Origin of the sequence: Microcystis sp. M090S1, assembly GCF_020246295.1 — a bacterium.
GTDB lineage: Bacteria > Cyanobacteriota > Cyanobacteriia > Cyanobacteriales > Microcystaceae > Microcystis > Microcystis aeruginosa.
Window position 1 is genome coordinate 1 of record NZ_JADBTF010000330.1, and the last position, 18,980, is coordinate 18,980.

14 protein-coding genes and 1 pseudogene are annotated in these 18,980 nt (G+C 39.5%); 10 read left to right on the forward strand and 5 right to left on the reverse strand.

All coding sequences use genetic code 11. The annotated features are described in order from the left end of the window. The 3 genes and pseudogenes from IM477_RS14555 to IM477_RS14565 all read left to right on the forward strand — a co-directional run. Positions 1-256 (forward strand): annotated as a pseudogene (locus tag IM477_RS14555) (hypothetical protein); the annotation flags it as partial. 61 nt (positions 257-317) lie between these two features. Beyond that, positions 318-1,358, forward strand: a complete 1,041-nt coding sequence (locus tag IM477_RS14560; protein WP_287732309.1) for an NAD-dependent epimerase/dehydratase family protein — start codon at positions 318-320, stop codon at positions 1,356-1,358. A gap of 10 nt (positions 1,359-1,368) precedes the next feature. Beyond that, positions 1,369-2,574, forward strand: a complete 1,206-nt coding sequence (locus tag IM477_RS14565; RefSeq protein WP_287732311.1) for a class I SAM-dependent methyltransferase — start codon at positions 1,369-1,371, stop codon at positions 2,572-2,574. Between the two features lie 81 nt (positions 2,575-2,655). Here the strand turns inward: IM477_RS14565 and IM477_RS14570 are convergent, their stop codons facing one another. From IM477_RS14570 to IM477_RS14590, 5 genes are all read right to left on the reverse strand, one after another. Further along, entirely contained in the window at positions 2,656-3,267 is a 612-nt protein-coding gene (locus tag IM477_RS14570) for an FkbM family methyltransferase (RefSeq protein WP_287732312.1), read from the reverse strand. 525 nt (positions 3,268-3,792) lie between these two features. Beyond that, entirely contained in the window at positions 3,793-4,890 is a 1,098-nt protein-coding gene (locus IM477_RS14575) for an N-acetylneuraminate synthase family protein (RefSeq protein ID WP_185240370.1), read from the reverse strand. Between the two features lie 49 nt (positions 4,891-4,939). Further along, entirely contained in the window at positions 4,940-5,626 is a 687-nt protein-coding gene (locus IM477_RS14580; protein WP_287732314.1) for an HAD family hydrolase, read from the reverse strand. Then, a complete protein-coding gene (locus tag IM477_RS14585) occupies positions 5,601-6,344 on the reverse strand; it encodes a class I SAM-dependent methyltransferase (protein ID WP_287732315.1) in 744 nt (247 codons plus the stop codon). Before IM477_RS14585 ends, IM477_RS14580 begins: the two co-directional genes overlap by 26 nt. A 31-nt stretch (positions 6,345-6,375) precedes the next feature. Then, positions 6,376-7,563 (reverse strand): FkbM family methyltransferase, encoded by a 1,188-nt coding sequence (locus tag IM477_RS14590; protein ID WP_287732316.1) that lies wholly within the window; start codon positions 7,561-7,563, stop codon positions 6,376-6,378. A gap of 218 nt (positions 7,564-7,781) precedes the next feature. On the opposite strand from IM477_RS14590, the gene IM477_RS14595 reads away from it, so the two are divergent. The 7 genes from IM477_RS14595 to smc all read left to right on the forward strand — a co-directional run bounded on the left by IM477_RS14595 (position 7,782) and on the right by smc (position 18,676). Next, positions 7,782-9,593, forward strand: a complete 1,812-nt coding sequence (locus tag IM477_RS14595; RefSeq protein WP_287665329.1) for a thiamine pyrophosphate-binding protein — start codon at positions 7,782-7,784, stop codon at positions 9,591-9,593. A 70-nt stretch (positions 9,594-9,663) separates the two neighbouring features. Then, the gene (locus IM477_RS14600) at positions 9,664-10,089 is read left to right on the forward strand and encodes a GtrA family protein (RefSeq protein ID WP_287732317.1); all 426 of its coding nucleotides are present in this window, start codon (positions 9,664-9,666) and stop codon (positions 10,087-10,089) included. Beyond that, complete coding sequence (locus tag IM477_RS14605) at positions 10,086-11,018, forward strand: glycosyltransferase family 2 protein (RefSeq protein ID WP_287732318.1); 933 nt, start codon at positions 10,086-10,088, stop codon at positions 11,016-11,018. The genes IM477_RS14600 and IM477_RS14605 overlap by 4 nt, the downstream gene beginning before the upstream one ends. A 33-nt stretch (positions 11,019-11,051) precedes the next feature. After that, positions 11,052-12,764: a glycosyltransferase family protein gene (locus tag IM477_RS14610; RefSeq protein WP_287732319.1), complete on the forward strand. Its 1,713-nt coding sequence runs from the start codon at positions 11,052-11,054 to the stop codon at positions 12,762-12,764. Positions 12,765-12,983: 219 nt separating this feature from the next. Continuing rightward, positions 12,984-14,552, forward strand: coding sequence for a hypothetical protein (locus tag IM477_RS14615; protein WP_287732320.1), 1,569 nt, complete (start codon positions 12,984-12,986; stop codon positions 14,550-14,552). 184 nt (positions 14,553-14,736) lie between these two features. Beyond that, positions 14,737-15,006 (forward strand): YciI family protein, encoded by a 270-nt coding sequence (locus tag IM477_RS14620; RefSeq protein ID WP_002762776.1) that lies wholly within the window; start codon positions 14,737-14,739, stop codon positions 15,004-15,006. A gap of 139 nt (positions 15,007-15,145) precedes the next feature. Beyond that, a complete protein-coding gene (smc, locus tag IM477_RS14625) occupies positions 15,146-18,676 on the forward strand; it encodes a chromosome segregation protein SMC (RefSeq protein ID WP_287732321.1) in 3,531 nt (1,176 codons plus the stop codon). The last annotated feature ends 304 nt before the right edge of the window (positions 18,677-18,980 follow it).

Below are 18,980 nucleotides of genomic sequence, written 5' to 3' on the forward strand. Positions count from 1 at the left end.
ATATGAACAACAAAAACCTGATGAAAACAATCGTTATTGGATAGCAGAGATTAACTTATTGTTGGGAGTCTGGCAGGGAAAAAAAGCGGAAGTAACAGCCTATTGGTTGCGCTGGTGGGAGCTGTCGGGCAATCTGTTATTATGGGGGAGTGAACGAGTCGCACAAACTGAATATCAACTCGAACAGGAGCGAATGTTACGGCAAAAATTAGCTGAAAAATTAAGAGAATTAGGCGTTGAACCAGAAACCTTGTAGGAGACTTGTCAAATGCTGATAAAATCATGGAAGGAATCTTGGTAATGATTCGGGGCTGAAGATGCAACCTAACCTAACAAATGACTTAAATCACATTCTTGCCCATACTAAAACCCTGTGGGAGGAATTGCGGGGACAACGGATATTTATTACCGGAGGTACAGGCTTTTTTGGCTGCTGGCTTTTAGAGAGTTTTATTTGGGCCAATGATCAGCTAGACTTAAAAGCATCAGCAGTTGTTTTAACCAGAAATCCTGATAGTTTCAGGCAAAAAGCTCCTCATTTAGCCAATCATCCCGCTATTCAATTCCATAGCGGTGATGTTAGGTCATTTGAGTTTCCTGAAGGTGAGTTTTCTTATATTATTCATGGTGCCACTGAAGCGAGTGCCAAGCTCAATCAAGAAGATCCCTTGCTAATGTTTGATACGATTATTGAGGGAACAAGGCATACTTTAGAATTTGCTAAATTTTGTCAGGCTAAAAAGTTCTTATTAACCAGTTCCGGTGCCGTTTATGGCAAACAACCCCCTGAGATAACCCATGTTTCTGAAGACTATTTAGGCTCTCCTGATTTAACTAATCCGGGTTATGCTTATGCAGAAGGAAAACGGGCAGCAGAAATGCTCTGTACTCTTTATGCTAAACAACAGGGCTTAGAAACGAAAATTGCTCGCTGCTTTGCCTTTGTCGGTCCCTATTTGCCCCTGGATACCCATTTTGCTATTGGTAATTTCATTCGAGATGGTATGACGGGGGGTCCGATTCTCATCCAGGGGGATGGTACTCCTTATCGTTCTTACCTCTACGCGGCGGATTTGGCGATTTGGCTGTGGACAATTTTGTTTAAGGGAAAATCATGCTACCCTTACAATGTCGGTTCAGATGAGGATTTAACTATCGCTGAATTAGCAAAAGTTGTTGCCAGTACATTTGTATTAAAAGTCGAGGTAATTATAGCTAAAGAACCTATCCCGGGTAAACCTGCTGAACGTTACGTTCCTTCAGTAAAACGAGCGTTTTCTGAGTTACAACTTAAACCCTTGATTTCCCTAGGGGAATCAATTATCCGAACGGCTAGTTATAATTCATCGAAATTTTAGGATTTACACCATGAATCAGAAAAAATCACTGCGGAATTGTCCAATTTGTCAAGAAGAAAATGGGGAGATTCTTCACACACAAAATTTTGTTTTACCTGAAGGTCATCCCCTCTCAAATGGATATGATATACTATGTTGTGATCGCTGTGGTTTCGTCTATGCTGATACAACAGTAAGTCAGAAAGATTATGATGTTTTTTACGCCAAATTATCCAAATACGAGGACAAAAAAACCGCTACGGGAGGAGGGGAGTCTCCCTATGATGCCGCCCGACTTCAAAAAACGGCTGAATGTATTGCTGAATTTTTACCGGATAAGAGCGTTCGCATTTTAGATATTGGCTGTGCCAATGGTGGTTTATTAGGCTATCTTAAAAAACTAGGGTATAACAATTTATGTGGTTTAGATCCATCTCCTGCTTGTGTTGAGAATACAAAACAGCTTTACGGAATAGAAGCTTATGCTGGTTCTATTTTTACGCCTCCTCAAGATTTAGGAGATTTTGATCTTGTCATTCTTTCTCATGTGTTAGAGCATATACAGGATCTGAAATTTTCTGTAAAATTAATAGAACAATTAATAAAAGTAGGGGGATATCTATATGTAGAAGTTCCCAATGCCTCGGGATATGTTGATCATGTTTTTGCCCCTTTTCAAGATTTTAATACTGAACATATTAATCATTTTTATCATCCCCATTTATCAAATTTATTAATTCAATTTGGATTGACCAATAAGTTAATCGGCGAAAAAGTTTTTGATGTCTCTCCGGGGATGTCTTATCCAGCCATTTATAGCTTTTGGCAGAAGCAAGAGTCTAATTCATCGGAATTGGTAATTGCTCAGGATAAAATGCTCAAACAAAGAATCCTGCTTTATATTGAAAGCTCAAAAAAAATAATGACTGATATAGATATTAAATTACAGTCAGTGTTAGAGGATGCTGCCGATGTTATTGTTTGGGGAACGGGACAATTAGCCATGAAACTACTGGCCGAAACTTCACTGGCAAAAGCTAATATAGTTGCTTTTGTTGATGGAAATCCCATTAATCAAGGTAGTGTTATTTCAGGGATTACGGTGCTATCACCCCATCAAATTCAATTGAGAGAGATGAGACAGCCGATTATTGTAACCTCAATTTTATCTCAAGAAGCTATTTACAATGCTATCCAAAAAATGGCTCTGCCTAACCAGGTTATTTTATTGAGATGAGCAAAGGCGAACTTAGCAATTAGTTCACCTTTTTCTCAAAATTAAATACCCCGTTGATAGATAATCTTTCTGAGATTATCGTTATTGATTTGGTGGTAAACATTCAAGTAGGGGAAGAGAAACACCCTCCTGAATAATTTTTTTACAGCTATAACCATAAGTTTCTAAATCAAAAATACATTTCTTAGTCGTCTCTAATCCGTCAATAATATGAGGTTCAATAATTATTCTTGGCAAGAACTTTTTAAAAAATTCTTGATCCGTAAATATTACTTTTTCAGCCCCTTCAACATCGCATTTAATAAAATCAACCCGTTGTAGTTTAAACTTATTAGCGATTGAGCTTAAGGTGAATGAAGCCACTTTACTTACCAATCCACGATTATTTCCTACAATACTGGCTGCGCTTGACCCCATATTGCCTTCACAAGAGAATTCAAGTCCATCATTATTTTCCCAGACAGCCCCTTCAAGAAGGAAAATTTTATTGTCCGAATATTTTTTGTAATTTGAAAAATTGCGTTTAATGCAATCAATATTTTGAATGTCAGCATCAACTGCTACAACGGTACCGGTTTCCCCAACGGCTTGTGAAAATATGATAGAAGTAAATCCGGAATAAGCACCCAAATCCAATACGGTCATTCCTTCAGAAAGACTGGCAAAGTCCATATATTGTGTGGCAGTAATCAAGGGTTCACTAAAGGAAGGATGGAAATAAAATTGGAAATGCCTTGAATCCAACAACATCGTGATATCTTGGTGTCGAATAATCTACGATATTCCTTCCCAAATGTTGAAATGGAATTACTGCCGAAAAATAATAATCAAATGAGTTAATGATATCTTGTAGATAGACTGCATGAGTACGAGATACTCTTATTGTATTAATGCCTTTAGTTATATCAATACAATTAGCCCTCACATCTATATTAAGTCCATTCCGTTTCGCTATTGGTTTAAATAGCATCGGGAGGGCTAGTCTTACAATTGATGCTGGTAGTAAAGATTTTAAAACCTTTTTCATTGCTATTTCTCCTTAAAATTTGATCATTTGAACGGCTTCGCATCCTAGCCTAGAACGTGTTAGAAAAGTCCGCTATACTGTTTAACTGAGAAGGCTTGCGTCGATTTTGCCGATTTTAGCTAAAAACTTTACTGGGCAAGGCTTCTGGGAAACTTCTAAAACACGCTCTTAAGCTTTCTAAAGATATAGAATTAAAGACCCCGTTGATAGATAATCTTTCTGAGACTATCGTTAGTTGAATAAGGGCTATCAATGGAGTCGATCATAATGGGTTCATCCTTGTTGCAAGCTCTAGTTAATATTTCTCCTGACATTAACTCCCGGCAAGAAATCTGTCCTTTCTGGAGGGGAACCGCTAAATATAAATCTTCATTGAGGCGGTCATGGTTGAGAATGTAACCTTCTGGCAAATCTCTTTTAGCATAAACCCCTCGAACCAGCGCATCAAGATACTTAATTTCTCTTTCAGGGGGCATTCTTTTTTGAGTACCCGGTGCGCCACACATTTCCTTCGCTTTTTGAAAAGCTTTAAACCAAATATCGACCTGTTCGGGTAAGGAACAATAAGGAGAGACAGGGACTCCATCCATCTCAATATCGATATGCCTTTCAAAAGTTCTCGCCCCCTTAGCGTAGGCTATCAGCATTGAGGATGTCCAATCAGTATATTCATGGGTTGAAAAACCAATGACATGATTGGGGTAGCGATTTTTTAAATAATCAATTTGATTCATCTCTAGCTCAGAATCTTCGGAGGGGTAGAGAGAAACACAATGGTTAATAGCCAAAGGAACATTACGATTTTCAAAGAAGATGACTAAATCATCTATATCCTTGAGGGAAGAACCTCCCGTTGACACAATTACCGGTTTGCGAGTTTCGGCGATTTTCTCAATTAAAAACCAGTCGTTGAGATCTGAACTAGCGATTTTAATGATGGGGATGCCCAGTTCAACACAAAGATTAACAGACTTTTCATCAAAAGGAGTCGCCATCGGAATACATCCACCTTGACGTACTGCTTTCACTAGAGTTGCGTAATCATCTTCTGTCATTTTTGTATCGAGAGTTTTTTTGATATAGCGAATATCAGTCCTGTCCCGAAAATCTCGATGAATGAAATTGTCCACATCTCTGAATTGAAGCTTGATCGATGCTCTGACATTATTAAACCTGACAATTCTAGAGAAGTCAGTGATGATTTTTAATCCTCTCTCTAAACTACCCCAATGATTATTAGCAAGTTCTAAAACAAAGAGTTCGTCAAAAATATCGCGGTTAATAGACATTGGATAATCCTCCTTAAAATTAGACTCTATTATTCCCTTGCATGAAAAGCTAATGCTTGATTAGACCTATCAATTCGGGAAAACTATAAATTTTACATAACTGCTCGGAAGTTTCAGATTCGTGTACTTTTCCATAGCCATAGGTAGCGGCAATGAAACTAAGTCCACAAGATTTTGCCGCCTGAGCATCATCACGAGAATCTCCCACCAAGATAGCAGATTGTTGATTGATTTGATACTTTGTCAAGATATGTTGACAAATTGCTGATTTGGAGGAATAGGGATGAGTTCCCGTATCTGGAGATACAACATCGGCAAAAAAATGTAGCATCTGGAGATGATCTAAAATCTTAAAGGTTGGGTGGCTAGGCTTGTTAGTAACAATAAACATTGTAATATTAAAGTCGGACAATTGGCAAAGAGTTTCTACAACTCCTTCATAGATATCAGTTTTTTCCCAACCTTCACTATCGTAGCTTTTGCGAAACTCCCGCGTTAAATCATCAATCAAATCTAGATCAGCATTGCCGATCATCTGTTTGAACATTTCGGCCACAGGGGGGCCAATTAAGCTTGTAGAAATCTGATCTAGATCAAAGTCTGGAACTACAGATGACAACGCTTTTGTTAGAGAATATTTAATTCCCCTCGACGAATTAATCAATGTACCATCTAGATCAAAGAATATGTTTTGGATTTTCATATCAGTTTTAAGGTTTATAGGCAATAATCCCAACTCCCTCCCGACCATCATCTTGAGCATCAGGTAAGTAATCGATACGGGAAATGAACCCTTTTCTCTCAACTATAAGACCCATCTTGGTACAGACACGCGCTAATATATCTGGATCTAGAGTATGAAAAAAGTTAGGCAAATTGGGAGCCAGTTCTGTGGGCATAAATTGGGGGAAGTTATCAATTTGTCCCGGCCAAAAATCGCCCCGATGCTTTCTTTCTTCATAGATAGGTAAAAATGATTTTAAAAATCTATTATAGGGAGTATCGGCAATCAAATAAACTCGACCCCCAGAACAAAGCCAACGGGACATATTACGGACTGATTGCTCAATTTCCGTCCCGGTTAAAAAGTGTAGGACTCTTGAGCAAAGGATGGCTCCCAAACTTTCCTCCTCCAGATTAATCTGATCGGGTAAAGAGCCTTGTAACAATCTAAGACGATTTTTTTGGTGAGAAGGTGTTTTTTGAAGACAAATTTCTAGATGCCGCCGATCTGGATCACAGGCAATCACTTCCGCGCCTGTTGCTAAAGCCGCTAAACTTGCGATCCCGTAAGCTGCCCCGATATCAAGACAAGCTTTGGGAGCCAAGGGAGCAAACTTGACAAAAGCCTCGGTATAAGGATCTATCCAAGCAGTCATAAACCCCATCAAGTTTAGGGTGGGGATGAGCATTTCAGAAACGGGATCAGGCATCTCTACAGAGTTAGACGACATTGAATTGAGTTTCTCCTCAAATTAACGGCAATTAGGCTTCGCTGGTAAAGCGAGAATTAGGAATAGCATAAAGAACTAAATCTAGACCATCTTCACCATGAGGCTCAAGAAAATAAGAGTAATCACTACAAATACTATTTACCAATAAGGGGATTCGCCAGAGATGATCCTGTTGATGGTAAACAGAAAGGGCTAAGATTGGATGATATTTCTCGATTATGTTACTTGCTCCCAGAATAGTATCGATTTCTGCACCTTCAATATCCATCTTGATAAATGTTGGTGCTTCATCAGCGAGAATTTCATCTAGGGGAATTGAATCTACTTCTAGCTCGCCTTCCGAGGAAATTGCTGATGCACCAGAACCCGTAGCTAAAAATCGAATTTTTTCCTTTTTTTTGCCTGTAGCGTTTTGATATACTACGACTTTTTCTTGAATTACATTATCCAAATTCGAGATATAATCTTTCAGATTCTCAACATTGCTTGGATCGGGTTCAAAGCAGATGATTTTCTCAAAGGAATCTTTCTGAGTGTCAATTAAATTTTTAACCGTATCACCATCGAAAGCACCGCAGTCGATAAAAACTTCATAGCTCAGTAGTGGCAAAAGGAGCTTCGGTAAATATTGGATTTCTGTGGATGATGATAAATGATCAAAATCGAGGCAGATTCTCCACTTTAGCTGATTCAGATATTGTTGTTTAGAATAATCATCGCTTAAGAGACTAAAAACAGCTATTACATCGTCTAATTGTTCATAAATCTTGTGAGGTAAATCTATGCAGTAATAAGGCAGAAAAATAGCTGGATATTGCCAAAAAAGAGTGATAAAAGAAGTAACATTTAAGCAGTTAAGTTGGTGCAACTGATCTCTGAGTAACACAAACCGGCGATTTCTCCCTGGACTCCAAATTGTCACTATAAACAGAGCATTATCACCATATTTTTGAGCAGCAATTTCAGGGGAAAGAACCTCAACCCCTTCAATCTTTGTATTCCAGATAGCCGCATTATTATCAGCAAAAGCCACTGGTTCTATGCCAACACTCCGCAAACCAGCAAGACACTTTTTGCCTAAGTTGCCAGCACCAAACAACACAATCTGTCCTTGAGATTTTTCGAGCAATTGCTCGAAAAGAGAACTTTCATAATCTTTTATAGAAGCAATTGGTTTTTTGAGTAAATTTTCTAATTCGAGTAATAAAGAAGAAGACATAAGTTACCACATCAGGGAAATAAAGCTAGTCTCGCCCAATTACTCAGTGTAACAGGGTAATAAAGATTCTAGATGTTTGTTCGTCGGGCAGTTTAAACGGGATTGTTGCTCAGGATACACCAGATTACTATCCTTGTCAAGGATAATTTATAAAATTGCTAAATAGACTCAATAGAGTCATAATAATCATAATCAACTGGATTTATGGCATCAAAACAATGATTAGAGTTGCCGATTATATCGCCCAAACCCTTGTCAATCAAGGCGTTCATCATATTTTCTTAGTGACAGGTGGCGGCGCCATGCACCTCAACGATGCCATCGGGCGCTGCCAAGGCTTGAGTTATATTTGTTGTCACCATGAACAAGCCTGTGCCATGGCGGCAGAAGCTTATGCTAGAGTTACTGGCAAGATCGGGTGTATTAATGTCACCACTGGACCAGGGGGTATTAATGCCTTAAATGGAGTTTTTGGAGCTTGGACAGATTCTATTCCTATGCTGATAGTATCGGGACAGGTGAAGCGAGAAACCTGCCTAGCAACCTACAACCTTCCTCAGTTGAGACAACTGGGGGATCAGGAAGCGGATATTGTTAGCATGGTTAAAGGAATTACGAAGTATGCCGTTCTGATTGATGATCCCCAATCGATTCGATTCCATTTAGAAAAAGCTCTACATTTAGCTGTTTCGGGTCGTCCGGGACCTTGCTGGATTGATGTTCCCATTGACGTACAATCCAGTAAAATTGATGAAAGTCAATTACAAGGTTACGACCCCTCAGAGGATGGAGAACTATGGGATTTACCGTTAATTCAACAACAATGCCGTGAGGTAATTAGTCGGCTGAAAAACTCTCCCAGACCTGTGATTATGGCAGGCAGCGGTGTGCGAATTGGCGGTGCTGTTGAAATTTTTGAGAAAGTTATCCAAAGGTTGGGAATCCCAGTTACTACGGCTTGGACTCATGATATAATCGCCTCTGATAATCCTTTGTATTGTGGTCGTCCTGGTACAATTGGTGATCGCCCTGGCAATTTTACCGTTCAAAATGCAGAAACTGTACTGATTCTTGGGAGCCGTCTAAATATTCGTCAAGTCAGTTACAATTGGCAGTCTTTTGCTCGCTGTGCCTTTAAGATTCAAGTGGATGCTGATCAAGCAGAATTAGACAAACCGACAGTTAAACCTGACCTCCCAATTCATTGTGATGTGAAAGTTTTTCTGGAAGAATTAAACCGCCAATTGGATGAAGATAATTTCGACCCCGAAAGTCATTCTGATTGGTTGGCCTGGTGCCAAGAAAGGGTTCAACGTTATCCGATCTTTTTACCCCAAAAACATCAGTCCCAAGAAAATGCCATTAATCCCTATCATTTGATGAATACCTTATTTAAGTGTTTAGATAAGGATGATGTGATTGTCTGTGGTGATGGGATGGCCTGTGTTGTTACTTTTCAGTCAGCAATTATCCAAAAAGGACAAAAATTGTTTTCTAACTCTGGCAGTGCCTCAATGGGGTACGATCTGCCGGCTGCCGTGGGGGCAGCCATCGCTCAACAAGGCAAACGGGTTATCTGTTTTGCTGGAGATGGTAGTCTTCAGATGAATATCCAAGAACTCCAAACCGTCGTCCACCACCAACTTCCTATCAAAATCTTTGTTCTTAATAATGGTGGTTATCTATCGATTAGAGCAACACAGATTAACTTTTTTGGCAAGCTAGTTGGGGAAAGCTCTCAGAGTGGCGTGTCCTTTCCTGATATTGTTAAAGTTGCTGAAGCTTATGGCATTCCTGCGACAAGAATTAATTCTCCTGATTTTCAGTCTCAACTGATCGAGGTACTTGAGCAACCCGGTCCAGTGGTGTGTGAAATCATGTTAGATACCCAACAGTTATTTGAGCCTAAATTGAGTTCAAGACAACTACCTGATGGCAAAATGGTTTCATCCCCCCTAGAGGATATGGCTCCTTTCTTAGATAGGGAAGAACTCTTGAGCAATTTATTAATTCCACCGGTGGAGAATTAATGATTAGAAAATACTTCCCTCACCGGACAGAATCTTATTATTTTATTGATGGATGGTTCACTTGTAAGTAATGTATATTCTCAAAAAGGCTAAATTGGTTAACCTGATTAAAAAACATAAATTTGCCCGTTTTTTGCTGGTTGGTGCAATAAATACCCTGTTTGGTTATTTTTTATATGGTAGTCTTATACTGATAGGACTAAATTATAAATATGCTGTCTTGCTGGCTACCATTCTGGGAGTTTTATTTAACTTTCAAACCACAGGAAAGTTAGTTTTTGGTAGCAAAAACAACAAATTGATTTTTCGTTTTGTCTTAGTTTATGTGGTGACTTTTCTCTTGAACGTTGAGGCCCTGAGAATTGTTGATGCTATTGATATTGGCATCGAGCAAAAAACTAAAATGTTAATCGCGGGTGCTATCTTGGTTCTTCCCATGGCTGTCATCTCTTTTATTTTAATGAAACTATTTGTTTTTAGGGAAAGATCACAATGAAAAAAATTACGATTATGACCCCTTGTTATAATGAAGAAGGAAATATTGAAGACCTTTACTTGCGAGTTAAAGAAGTCTTTAATCAGTTACCTAACTATGAGTATGAACATCTTTTTATCGATAACGCTTCCCAAGATAAAACTGTAGATGAATTAAAAAAAATTGCTCAAAAAGACCCTGGGGTAAAGGTCATCGTCAATGCTAGAAATTTCGGTCCCGTTCGTTCCAGTTACCATGGTATTCTTCAGTGTTACGGAGATGCGGTTATTCCTATCGTAGCAGATTTGCAAGATCCCCCCGAATTAATCCTAGAATTTGTCAAGAAGTGGGAGGAAGGCTATAAAGTTGTTAAAGCGGTTAAAGCTCCTATGAAAGAAGGAGCTTTTTTCTATTTTGCCAGACAAATTTTTTATTATTTAATGGATAAGCTTTCGGATATAAAAGTTACTAGAAACTTTACAGGTTTCGGGTTATACGATCAGAAAGTCATTAATGTTCTACGAGAGATTAACGATCCCTATCCCTATTTTAGGGGACTCATTGAAGAGTTGGGTTTTGAAAGTTTCTCTTTTGAGTATCAACAACAACGGCGAAAACGGGGTATTAGTAGTTACAACTTCTATCGATACTATAGCGAGGCGATGCTGGGTATTACCAGTCACTCCCAAGTTCCCCTCAGACTGGCCACCATGTTAGGCTTTGCTTTGTCCCTCTTGAGTTTGCTAGTGGCGTTAGGTTATTTAATCGCCAAATTGTTGTTCTGGGATTATTTTCCTTTGGGAACCGTACCAATCATGGTCGGACTATTTTTAATCGCTTCGGTGCAACTATTTTTTATCGGTATTATTGGGGAATACATTGGCTTAATGCACATGAGAATTTTAAAAAGGCCTTTAGTGGTCGAACGGGAAAGAATCAACTTTTACTAATCTATAACTGTCGAACTAATGCCCCAAGTGATCATGGAAAATTTTGACTTACGCTTATCTTTATTAAATGCAATAGAAAACCTCTCTGGATTACCTAATCTATATAGGATAAGTCTGATTATTGTATTATTCATATTTGTCGTTCTAGCGCTTTCTCCTACAATCTTCAACGAGTCGAAGGTTAGTAGATTTATCTTGCGGGTTTTCTCGGAACCTGTTTTTTTAGCGTGGACGGGGTTAGCGATTCTCGCTGGTCGTTGGCCAGTTTTACTCGCTCCCTCTATTAATTCGGATGAAAATCAATTCATTGCCGCTGCGATGAAACTGGTTAAGGATCCCGCTTTCTGGCGATCAGTTGACACTGGTACATCGGGTCCGCTGAATATTATACCCCTGACTATTCCTAAACTATTGAATATTCGCATCGATTACGCCAGCGCTCGAGTTATCGGCTTATTTTTAGTGATTCTGTCCGTTATTTTTTTCTATTACTCGCTTAAATATTTATACGATAATCGAGTCGCCCGTATTGCGACTATCCCAGTTGTTTTATTTTTCTCTTTGGCACTCCACAGTAATTTCGTTCACTATAGCAGCGAACATTTCCCGATCGCTATTTTAAGTGCTGCTCTTTGGATGACCTGCTACGTTTACACCCGCGAGTTTAGTGATCGCATGGTTTTTATCTTTGGTGCAGTTATCGGAATGATGCCCTATGCAAAAATGCAGGGTCTTCCCGTCGCGCTGGCAATCACTTTAATTTTCGCTCACATACTTTGGACAAAAAAAGAAAGTCTCCGACAATTTCTCAAAAGTTTAGCTACCCTCGCATTGGGCTTATTGTTGTTTTCTGCTATCAATCTCTTTTTTTTGATTCTTTTTTCAACGTTTGGGGATTTCTGGAGAAGCTATATCCTCCAGAATTTTTTATTTTATGCCAATCTATCGAACCTAACCTTCGGGGAAAAGTTCAGCCAATTTATATCAATGGCTAGTAGTAAACGATTAAACTCAAGTTCACTATTTCAAATTACCTCGATTTTTCTCATCGCCGCAACGATTTTGTTTTTTAGGGAAAGTATGGTGCGGCGAAAGCTATTTTTTACAAATACTTTTATCTTCTTCTTCTACAGCCTGTTTATCGTAGTAGTTTCTCTTTATGTCGTAGTTCGCCCCGGTAACCCTTTCCCGCATTATCTTCTTTTTCTTGTCTTCCCCTGTGGTTTTTTGATCGGTGTGGTAATCGGAGAAATTTTTAAATTGTCGGAGAATAATGCTTTTTATAAACAGATAAAGTTTTTGATATTGCTATTGATGATTGCGGCCAGCCTCCTACAGAGCTATAACTTGATCAAAAGCGAACACCCCTATCTCTCTCAACGCCAAAAATATCTTCAGGATTATCAAACTCCCCTCGTGCGGACAATCTTGCAATACGCTTCACCAACTGATTCAATCGCGGTCTGGGGCAAGAGGAATGATCTATATATCGAGACTGGACTGTATCAGGGAGTCAGGGGCAGTGCGATGGAACGGGCGCTTTATAATAATCCCGATGAGGCTTATTATCTAAAACTCTTCGCCGACGATCTATTAAAGTCAAAATCAAAGGTTTTTGTCGATGCGATGGCTGGCGAGAAGAAGATTTATCGTTACGATGCCTATCCTGAAATCGCCACTGTGATTGAAAATAACTATCGCATGGTGGATGAAGTTGAGGGCATTCGGATTTATGTAAGAAAATAGAGTAGTGAAAAAATGGTGAATAATCAAATTGATTTACGGTGGTGGCTACTTAGTAACTTGGCAAGTGTTCAATCTTTGTCAATTATTTACAGAATATCGGTAATAGTCACTTTTATTATCTTTATTTTTTGCGCTTTTTCTCCTCTCATATTCCTGAGAACTCCCACGGGTAAGATACAGAAATTTTTATTGTCAAATCTAATATTTATTATATCTTTAGTGACTTTTATTTTAGCGGCACGCTGGCCAGGTTTCTTGCCACCAATGCTAAATCCCGATGAGGCGCAGTTTACCGCAGGTGCGATAAAATTGTTGAAAGACCCAGTTTTCTGGCGTGCGGTAGATACAGGTTCATCTGGACCGCTCAATGTCTATCCTCTGACTCTACCAGCTTTTTTCGGGTTCAGAATTGAATATGCTAGTAGTCGTGTGATCGGCTTAATCATGATAACTGCTGCTATTGTTTGTCTTTATTATGCTTTATCCACTCTCTACGATAAGAGCCTTTCTCGCCTAGCAATAGTTCCTGTTGTTACAACTGTCGCCTTAATGACATTTTTTGACTATGTGCATTATACAAGTGAACATTTTTCGCTTGCAATATTAAGTGTGGCTTTGTTAATCGTTTGTAAATATTATGCTGGTAATTCATCTAATCCTAATCGGCTGATATTTGCCTTGGGTTTTATTCTGGGACTTACTCCCTTTGCCAAAATGCAGTCAGTTCCTATAGCTTTCTCAATTGCTTGTATATTTTTGCACATACTCTGGCTAAAAAGCAGCGCAAGAGTTCAATTTATCAGGAGTTTTGCTGCTTTCTTTCTTGGGGGAATGTTGTTCTCGGCTATAGTCATACTATATCTAACAATTTTCTCAATATATGATGCTTTCTGGAAATCTTACATACAACAAAATTTATTAATTTATTCTAGCCATGGTTTGATGGGAAACGTAAATCAACTAAGCTTTTTCGGAAAAATTAACATATTTCTTGGGATGTTAAGGGTAGTACCAGATACACAGAGATTATTTTTGTTAACAGCAATTGTCTTGATATTAGGAGTACCATTTCTAATATTAAAGCGTGTTTCCTTAAGCCGACATCAAGAGAATTCCAAGACATTTTGTTTTGTCTATTACAGTTTATTTATTTTGGTTGCGTCGAGTTATTCAATTATTAGACCGGGAAACGGGTTTACTCATTATTTACTGTTTCTAATCATACCTAGTGGATTTCTCATCGGCGTTTTTATAGGTGAACTGGCACAAGTCTTACAAGTGTCAAAATTAACCCGTTTAAACTTAAATTTCTCTCTTTTAACAGGTGTCATTTTTATTACAGTTGCTAGTAGTTTTTTAGAATTTGCCACAACGATAACATCAGATAATGTTTACCTCGATAATCGCAGAGTATTTGCTAAAAATTATCTTAGTCCGATTGCTAAAACTATTCTAAAGTATGCTTCTCCTGGTGAATCTATGGCTGTCTGGGGATGGGCATCAGAGTTATATGTTGACACGGGACTGGTAACAGCGACAATAGATAGTTTTTCCCTTTGGCAAATCCTACCAGGTTCACTGCAAGAATATTTTCTGAAAAGATACGCAGACGATCTTATTAATTCTAATGCTAAGTTATTTGTTGATGCTGTAGCTCCAAGAATGTTTTTCTTTACCGATAGAGAAACTCAGGGACACGAAGTTTTTCCTGAAATTGCTAGGTTTATCAAGGAAAATTATCGGCTAGTTGATGAAGTTCAAGGAGTTCGTATTTATCTTAAAAAATAATTATATGCTGCCTTTTTCCTGATTTGAGAACTGCGTAAAAGCTCCGAATAAGTTTGTGCATCACGACCCCAACTATCTGCATCTTACAGTATTTTTATACTACCCCACACTTTTCTAGATCGATTTAGTCTGATTGACGATTCGATCGTAAAATAGCAACAGATCAAGAGAGTACAGGTCAAATATGCCGAAATTTGTTATCTGGGGTAGTTATTGTGAAAACGTGCTGGAAAAACGCGCTCCCTATCGTCAAGCGCATCTAGAGGGATTAAATCAACAGAAAGAACGGGGAATTCTCATTACTATCGGACCAACGGCAGATTTAAGCCAAGTTTTCGGAATTTATCAGGCAGCCAGCGAGTCGGAAGTGCGAGAATTAATCGAAGCGGACCCCTACTGGCAAAATGGTATCTGGACAGAGTACCAAGTCAAAGAATGGATTCAAGCCATCTAAGGGGGCTATCAGCTATATTTTTCTATAAGGGTGTTGTCATCTCCGGTCAAGTCTGAGGATATTTTCAAGGATAAACCGAAGTTATCCCTTATCGATTCAAGCTGACAGCTGATAGCTTGCCTACTTTTTGCTTATCGCCATGGTTTACATCAAAAAGGTCGAACTCTCACACTTCAAATCCTTCGGGGGAACAACTCCTATACCCTTTTTACCGGGGTTTACGGTGGTTTCCGGTCCAAATGGTTCGGGAAAGTCGAATATCCTCGACGCATTGCTATTTTGCTTGGGATTAGCTACTTCCAAGGGAATGCGGGCCGAAAGATTACCGGATTTAGTCAATCACAGCTATAACAGTCAACGTCATAGCACCGAAGCGAGTGTTTCGGTGACTTTTGATGTTGCCGATATTCCCGACGCAACCGATAGGGATTGGACGGTTTCTAGGCGCTTAAAAGTGGCTAAGGGTGGCAGCTATACTTCTACCTACTATATCAATGGGGAAACCTGTACGGTTAGCGAACTTCACGACCAATTAAACCGTTTACGCATCTATCCCGAAGGGTACAACGTGGTGTTACAGGGGGACGTAACCCGAATTATCAGCATGAATGCTAAGGAAAGACGGGAAATTATCGACGAATTGGCAGGAGTAGCTGAATTTGACCGCAAAATTGAGAAAACTAAGGAGAATATCGATTCGGTTAAAGAAAGGGAAGAACGCTGCCAAATTATTGCCACAGAATTGCAAAAATCTCTGGAGAAATTAGCACTCGATCGCATTAAAGCCGAAAAATACCAAAAACTCAAGGCCCAAGTCCAAGAAAAGCAACAATGGGAAATTGTCCTCCATTGGCAAAATCTCCAGCAGCGCTGCCAGCAAGTAAAAGAACAAATTCAAGCTGGGGAAAAGGAAAAACAGGTTTTAACTGAGACTATCGCCAATTTATCCGAACAAATCGCCCAAAATAGTCAAGAATTAGAGAAACTCAATCAACAGGTCAAAGCTTTTGGGGAAGATGAACACCTGTCCCTAACTTCCCGATTAGCGAGTCAACAGGCCAAACGACAACAACAGCAACAACGGCAAAAAGAGTTAGAAAACCTCGAAAAAGAATCTCAGGCACAGAAAACAAGACTTTTAGAGGAAATTAATCGCTATAATCTCGAATTAAATCAGATTACTGCCCAAAAAAGCCGTTTAGAAACTGAAATTTTACCCAATCTCCTACTGACAACCCAAACCGCAAGGGAAACCCTAGAAAACCATCGTCTGCAAGCAAGTAGTCTCGCAGAAGCGTCAGAAGCTTGGGTAAAAGAACAAAGTGACCTTTCCCGCAATATTACCCGTCTTCAGGAACAATTAAACCCCTACCGTAGCCAACGGGCCCAATTGACCGAAAGATGCGATCGATTGCAAACTAATATAGTAGAAGCTGGTCAACGTCTGCAAGAATTAGAGCAAGTTATTAGCACAAAAACGGAAGAAAGTCAAGAAATATTACAAAAAATTAATCAATCGGATCCCGATATCCAAAATTTAGCCCAAAAACTCACCATTGCCGAACAAAATCGCGTCATCAGTCAGGACACCCAAAAACGTCTGCTCAAGGAACAACGGGACAAACAGAGGGAATTAGATAAACTGGAAGCGACCAAGCAAGCGCAACAGGAGGCCCAGGGAACCTATGCTACTCAAATATTATTACAGTCAGATTTGCCCGGAATCTGCGGATTAGTGGCACAATTAGGCGAAGTAGAGGAACGTTATCAAATTGCTCTTGAAATCGCCGCCGGAGGTCGTTTAGGTCATGTAGTCGTCCAAGATGATAGCGTTGCGGCTGCCGGAATTGCCTTGCTAAAACAGCGTCGCATCGGTAGGGCCACTTTTTTACCCCTGAATAAAATTCGTCCTCCCCGTCCCCAGGATATTTCCTCTCTGCGTCACGCGCGGGGTTATCTGGATTTAGCGGTGAATTTAGTTAAGTTTCAACCCCAGTATCGGGAGGTTTTTAACTATATTTTTGGCAGTACCGTGGTTTTTGAGGATATAGATTCTGCCCGTTATTATATCAATCAATATCGCATCGTTACTTTGGATGGCGAGTTATTAGAGATGACTGGCGCTATGACCGGAGGCAGCCAACCGACGCGATCGGGGCTGCGTTTTGGTAAAATCTCTCCGAAGGAGTCTAGTGAAGCGGAATCTCTACGGGAAAGATTAGCAGAAATCGATCGCATTCTTACCCGCAACGAAGAAAAAATTACCCAAGTTAATCATCTTATCAGTCAGTTAACCCAACAGTTAACCGAAACCCGTCAGAGTCATCGGGAAAATCAATTATCTCTACAACAATTAAGCAAGGATTTACAACGTTTAACCACAGAAAAAGAGGATTTAACCCGTCAATTATCGGGCCAGCAAGAGGAAATTACTATTTCTCGTCAACGGTTAGAAATATTAACCAGAGAAATTCCTGAGTTAGAGTTATCTTTACAGCAAGAACAGGAGAAATTAACTGCTTTAGAGGCCAATCATACCCATAGCGAATGGCAACAGGTACAGGGAATAATTCGCAGTCAAGAATTAGAGTTACAAACCCAAGAAAATCACCTCGCTACAGTCCGCGAACAGTTAAAAGATTTACATAATCAACAAATCAGACTAGAGGAAAAAAGTCAAGAGTCTGCGGATAGAATTATTGAGATTGACAAGATAATTACCGATGCATTTAATCAGACAAATATCGGTAATCTGGAGATAGAAAAACTTGATCGCCATATTTTAGAAATCAATCAAGCTTTACAGCAATTATCGCAACAACTAGGGGAAACCAAGCAAAAAAGAGACCAATTAGAGACAGTTTTGCGACAACAACAAAACCAGCAACAACAGGCTATCTGGCAATCGGAGAAGTTAGTCAACAATCAAGAGGAAAGACAAGCATTACTAACCACTTTACAGACAGAAATTAGTCAACTAGAAAGCGACTTACCCAATCCCTTGCCCGAAATTCCTGAAAGCGATCGAGATTTCGAGAAAATTCAAAGCGATATTCGGCAGTTACAACGGAAATTAGAAGCTTTAGAACCTGTGAATATGTTAGCTTTAGAAGAATACCAAAAAACTAAAGAGAGATTAGATGAACTATCAGAAAAACTGCAAACTCTAGAAGGAGAAAGAACCGAACTACTTTTACGGATAGAAAACTTTACCACCCTCAGATTTAATGCTTTTCAGGAAGCATTTACTGCCGTTAACGAAAACTTTAAGAATATATTTGCCACCCTGTCCGATGGCGATGGTTACTTACAACTAGAAGACGAAAATGACCCCTTTAATGGTGGCTTAAATCTGGTGGCACATCCCAAAGGAAAACCCGTACAGCGATTAAGTTCCATGTCTGGAGGTGAAAAATCTTTAACCGCTTTAAGCTTTATTTTTTCCCTACAAAGATATCGTCCTTCTCCCTTTTATGCGTTTGATGAAGTGGATATGTTTTTAGATGGGGCCAATGTGGAGAAATTGGCCAAAATGATTCAAAAACAAGCACAACAAGCGCAATTTATTGTCGTTAGTTTGCGTCGGCCGATGATTGAAGCTTCCGAAAGAACCATCGGTGTCACCCAAGCGCGGGGAACCCATACACAGGTACTAGGAATTAAAGTTTAACCTAAGACGCAAGTGGGAAGTGGGAAGTGGGGTGTGGGAAGTGGGGTGTGGGGTGTGGGGTGTAGGGTGTGGGGAAGTGGGGAAATGGGGAGAATAAATAAAAATAATCTCCTAAATCCTGACTGACTTGAAAATAGAGGCTGAAATAAGGTAAATTCGTCAATCATACTAAATCCGTTGAGTATAAGCTACATATCAGCAGAGGTACTCCTGCAAGGGGAGTGACGCTTAAATTATTACAGATGCGTCAGCGCCTGCGTGTAAGCATCCCACCGAAAAACTAATGCGCAGATCGGAAGAGCAC

Coding starts and splice junctions, on each gene's coding strand:
- IM477_RS14585 (WP_287732315.1), bottom strand. CDS start 6,344: ATGTCGTCTAACTCTGTAGAGATGCCTGATCCCGTTTCTGAAATGCTC.
- IM477_RS14595 (WP_287665329.1), top strand. CDS start 7,782: ATGATTAGAGTTGCCGATTATATCGCCCAAACCCTTGTCAATCAAGGC.
- IM477_RS14620 (WP_002762776.1), top strand. CDS start 14,737: ATGCCGAAATTTGTTATCTGGGGTAGTTATTGTGAAAACGTGCTGGAA.
- IM477_RS14605 (WP_287732318.1), top strand. CDS start 10,086: ATGAAAAAAATTACGATTATGACCCCTTGTTATAATGAAGAAGGAAAT.
- smc (WP_287732321.1), top strand. CDS start 15,146: ATGGTTTACATCAAAAAGGTCGAACTCTCACACTTCAAATCCTTCGGG.
- IM477_RS14565 (WP_287732311.1), top strand. CDS start 1,369: ATGAATCAGAAAAAATCACTGCGGAATTGTCCAATTTGTCAAGAAGAA.
- IM477_RS14590 (WP_287732316.1), bottom strand. CDS start 7,563: ATGTCTTCTTCTTTATTACTCGAATTAGAAAATTTACTCAAAAAACCA.
- IM477_RS14600 (WP_287732317.1), top strand. CDS start 9,664: ATGTATATTCTCAAAAAGGCTAAATTGGTTAACCTGATTAAAAAACAT.
- IM477_RS14560 (WP_287732309.1), top strand. CDS start 318: ATGCAACCTAACCTAACAAATGACTTAAATCACATTCTTGCCCATACT.
- IM477_RS14610 (WP_287732319.1), top strand. CDS start 11,052: ATGGAAAATTTTGACTTACGCTTATCTTTATTAAATGCAATAGAAAAC.
- IM477_RS14575 (WP_185240370.1), bottom strand. CDS start 4,890: ATGTCTATTAACCGCGATATTTTTGACGAACTCTTTGTTTTAGAACTT.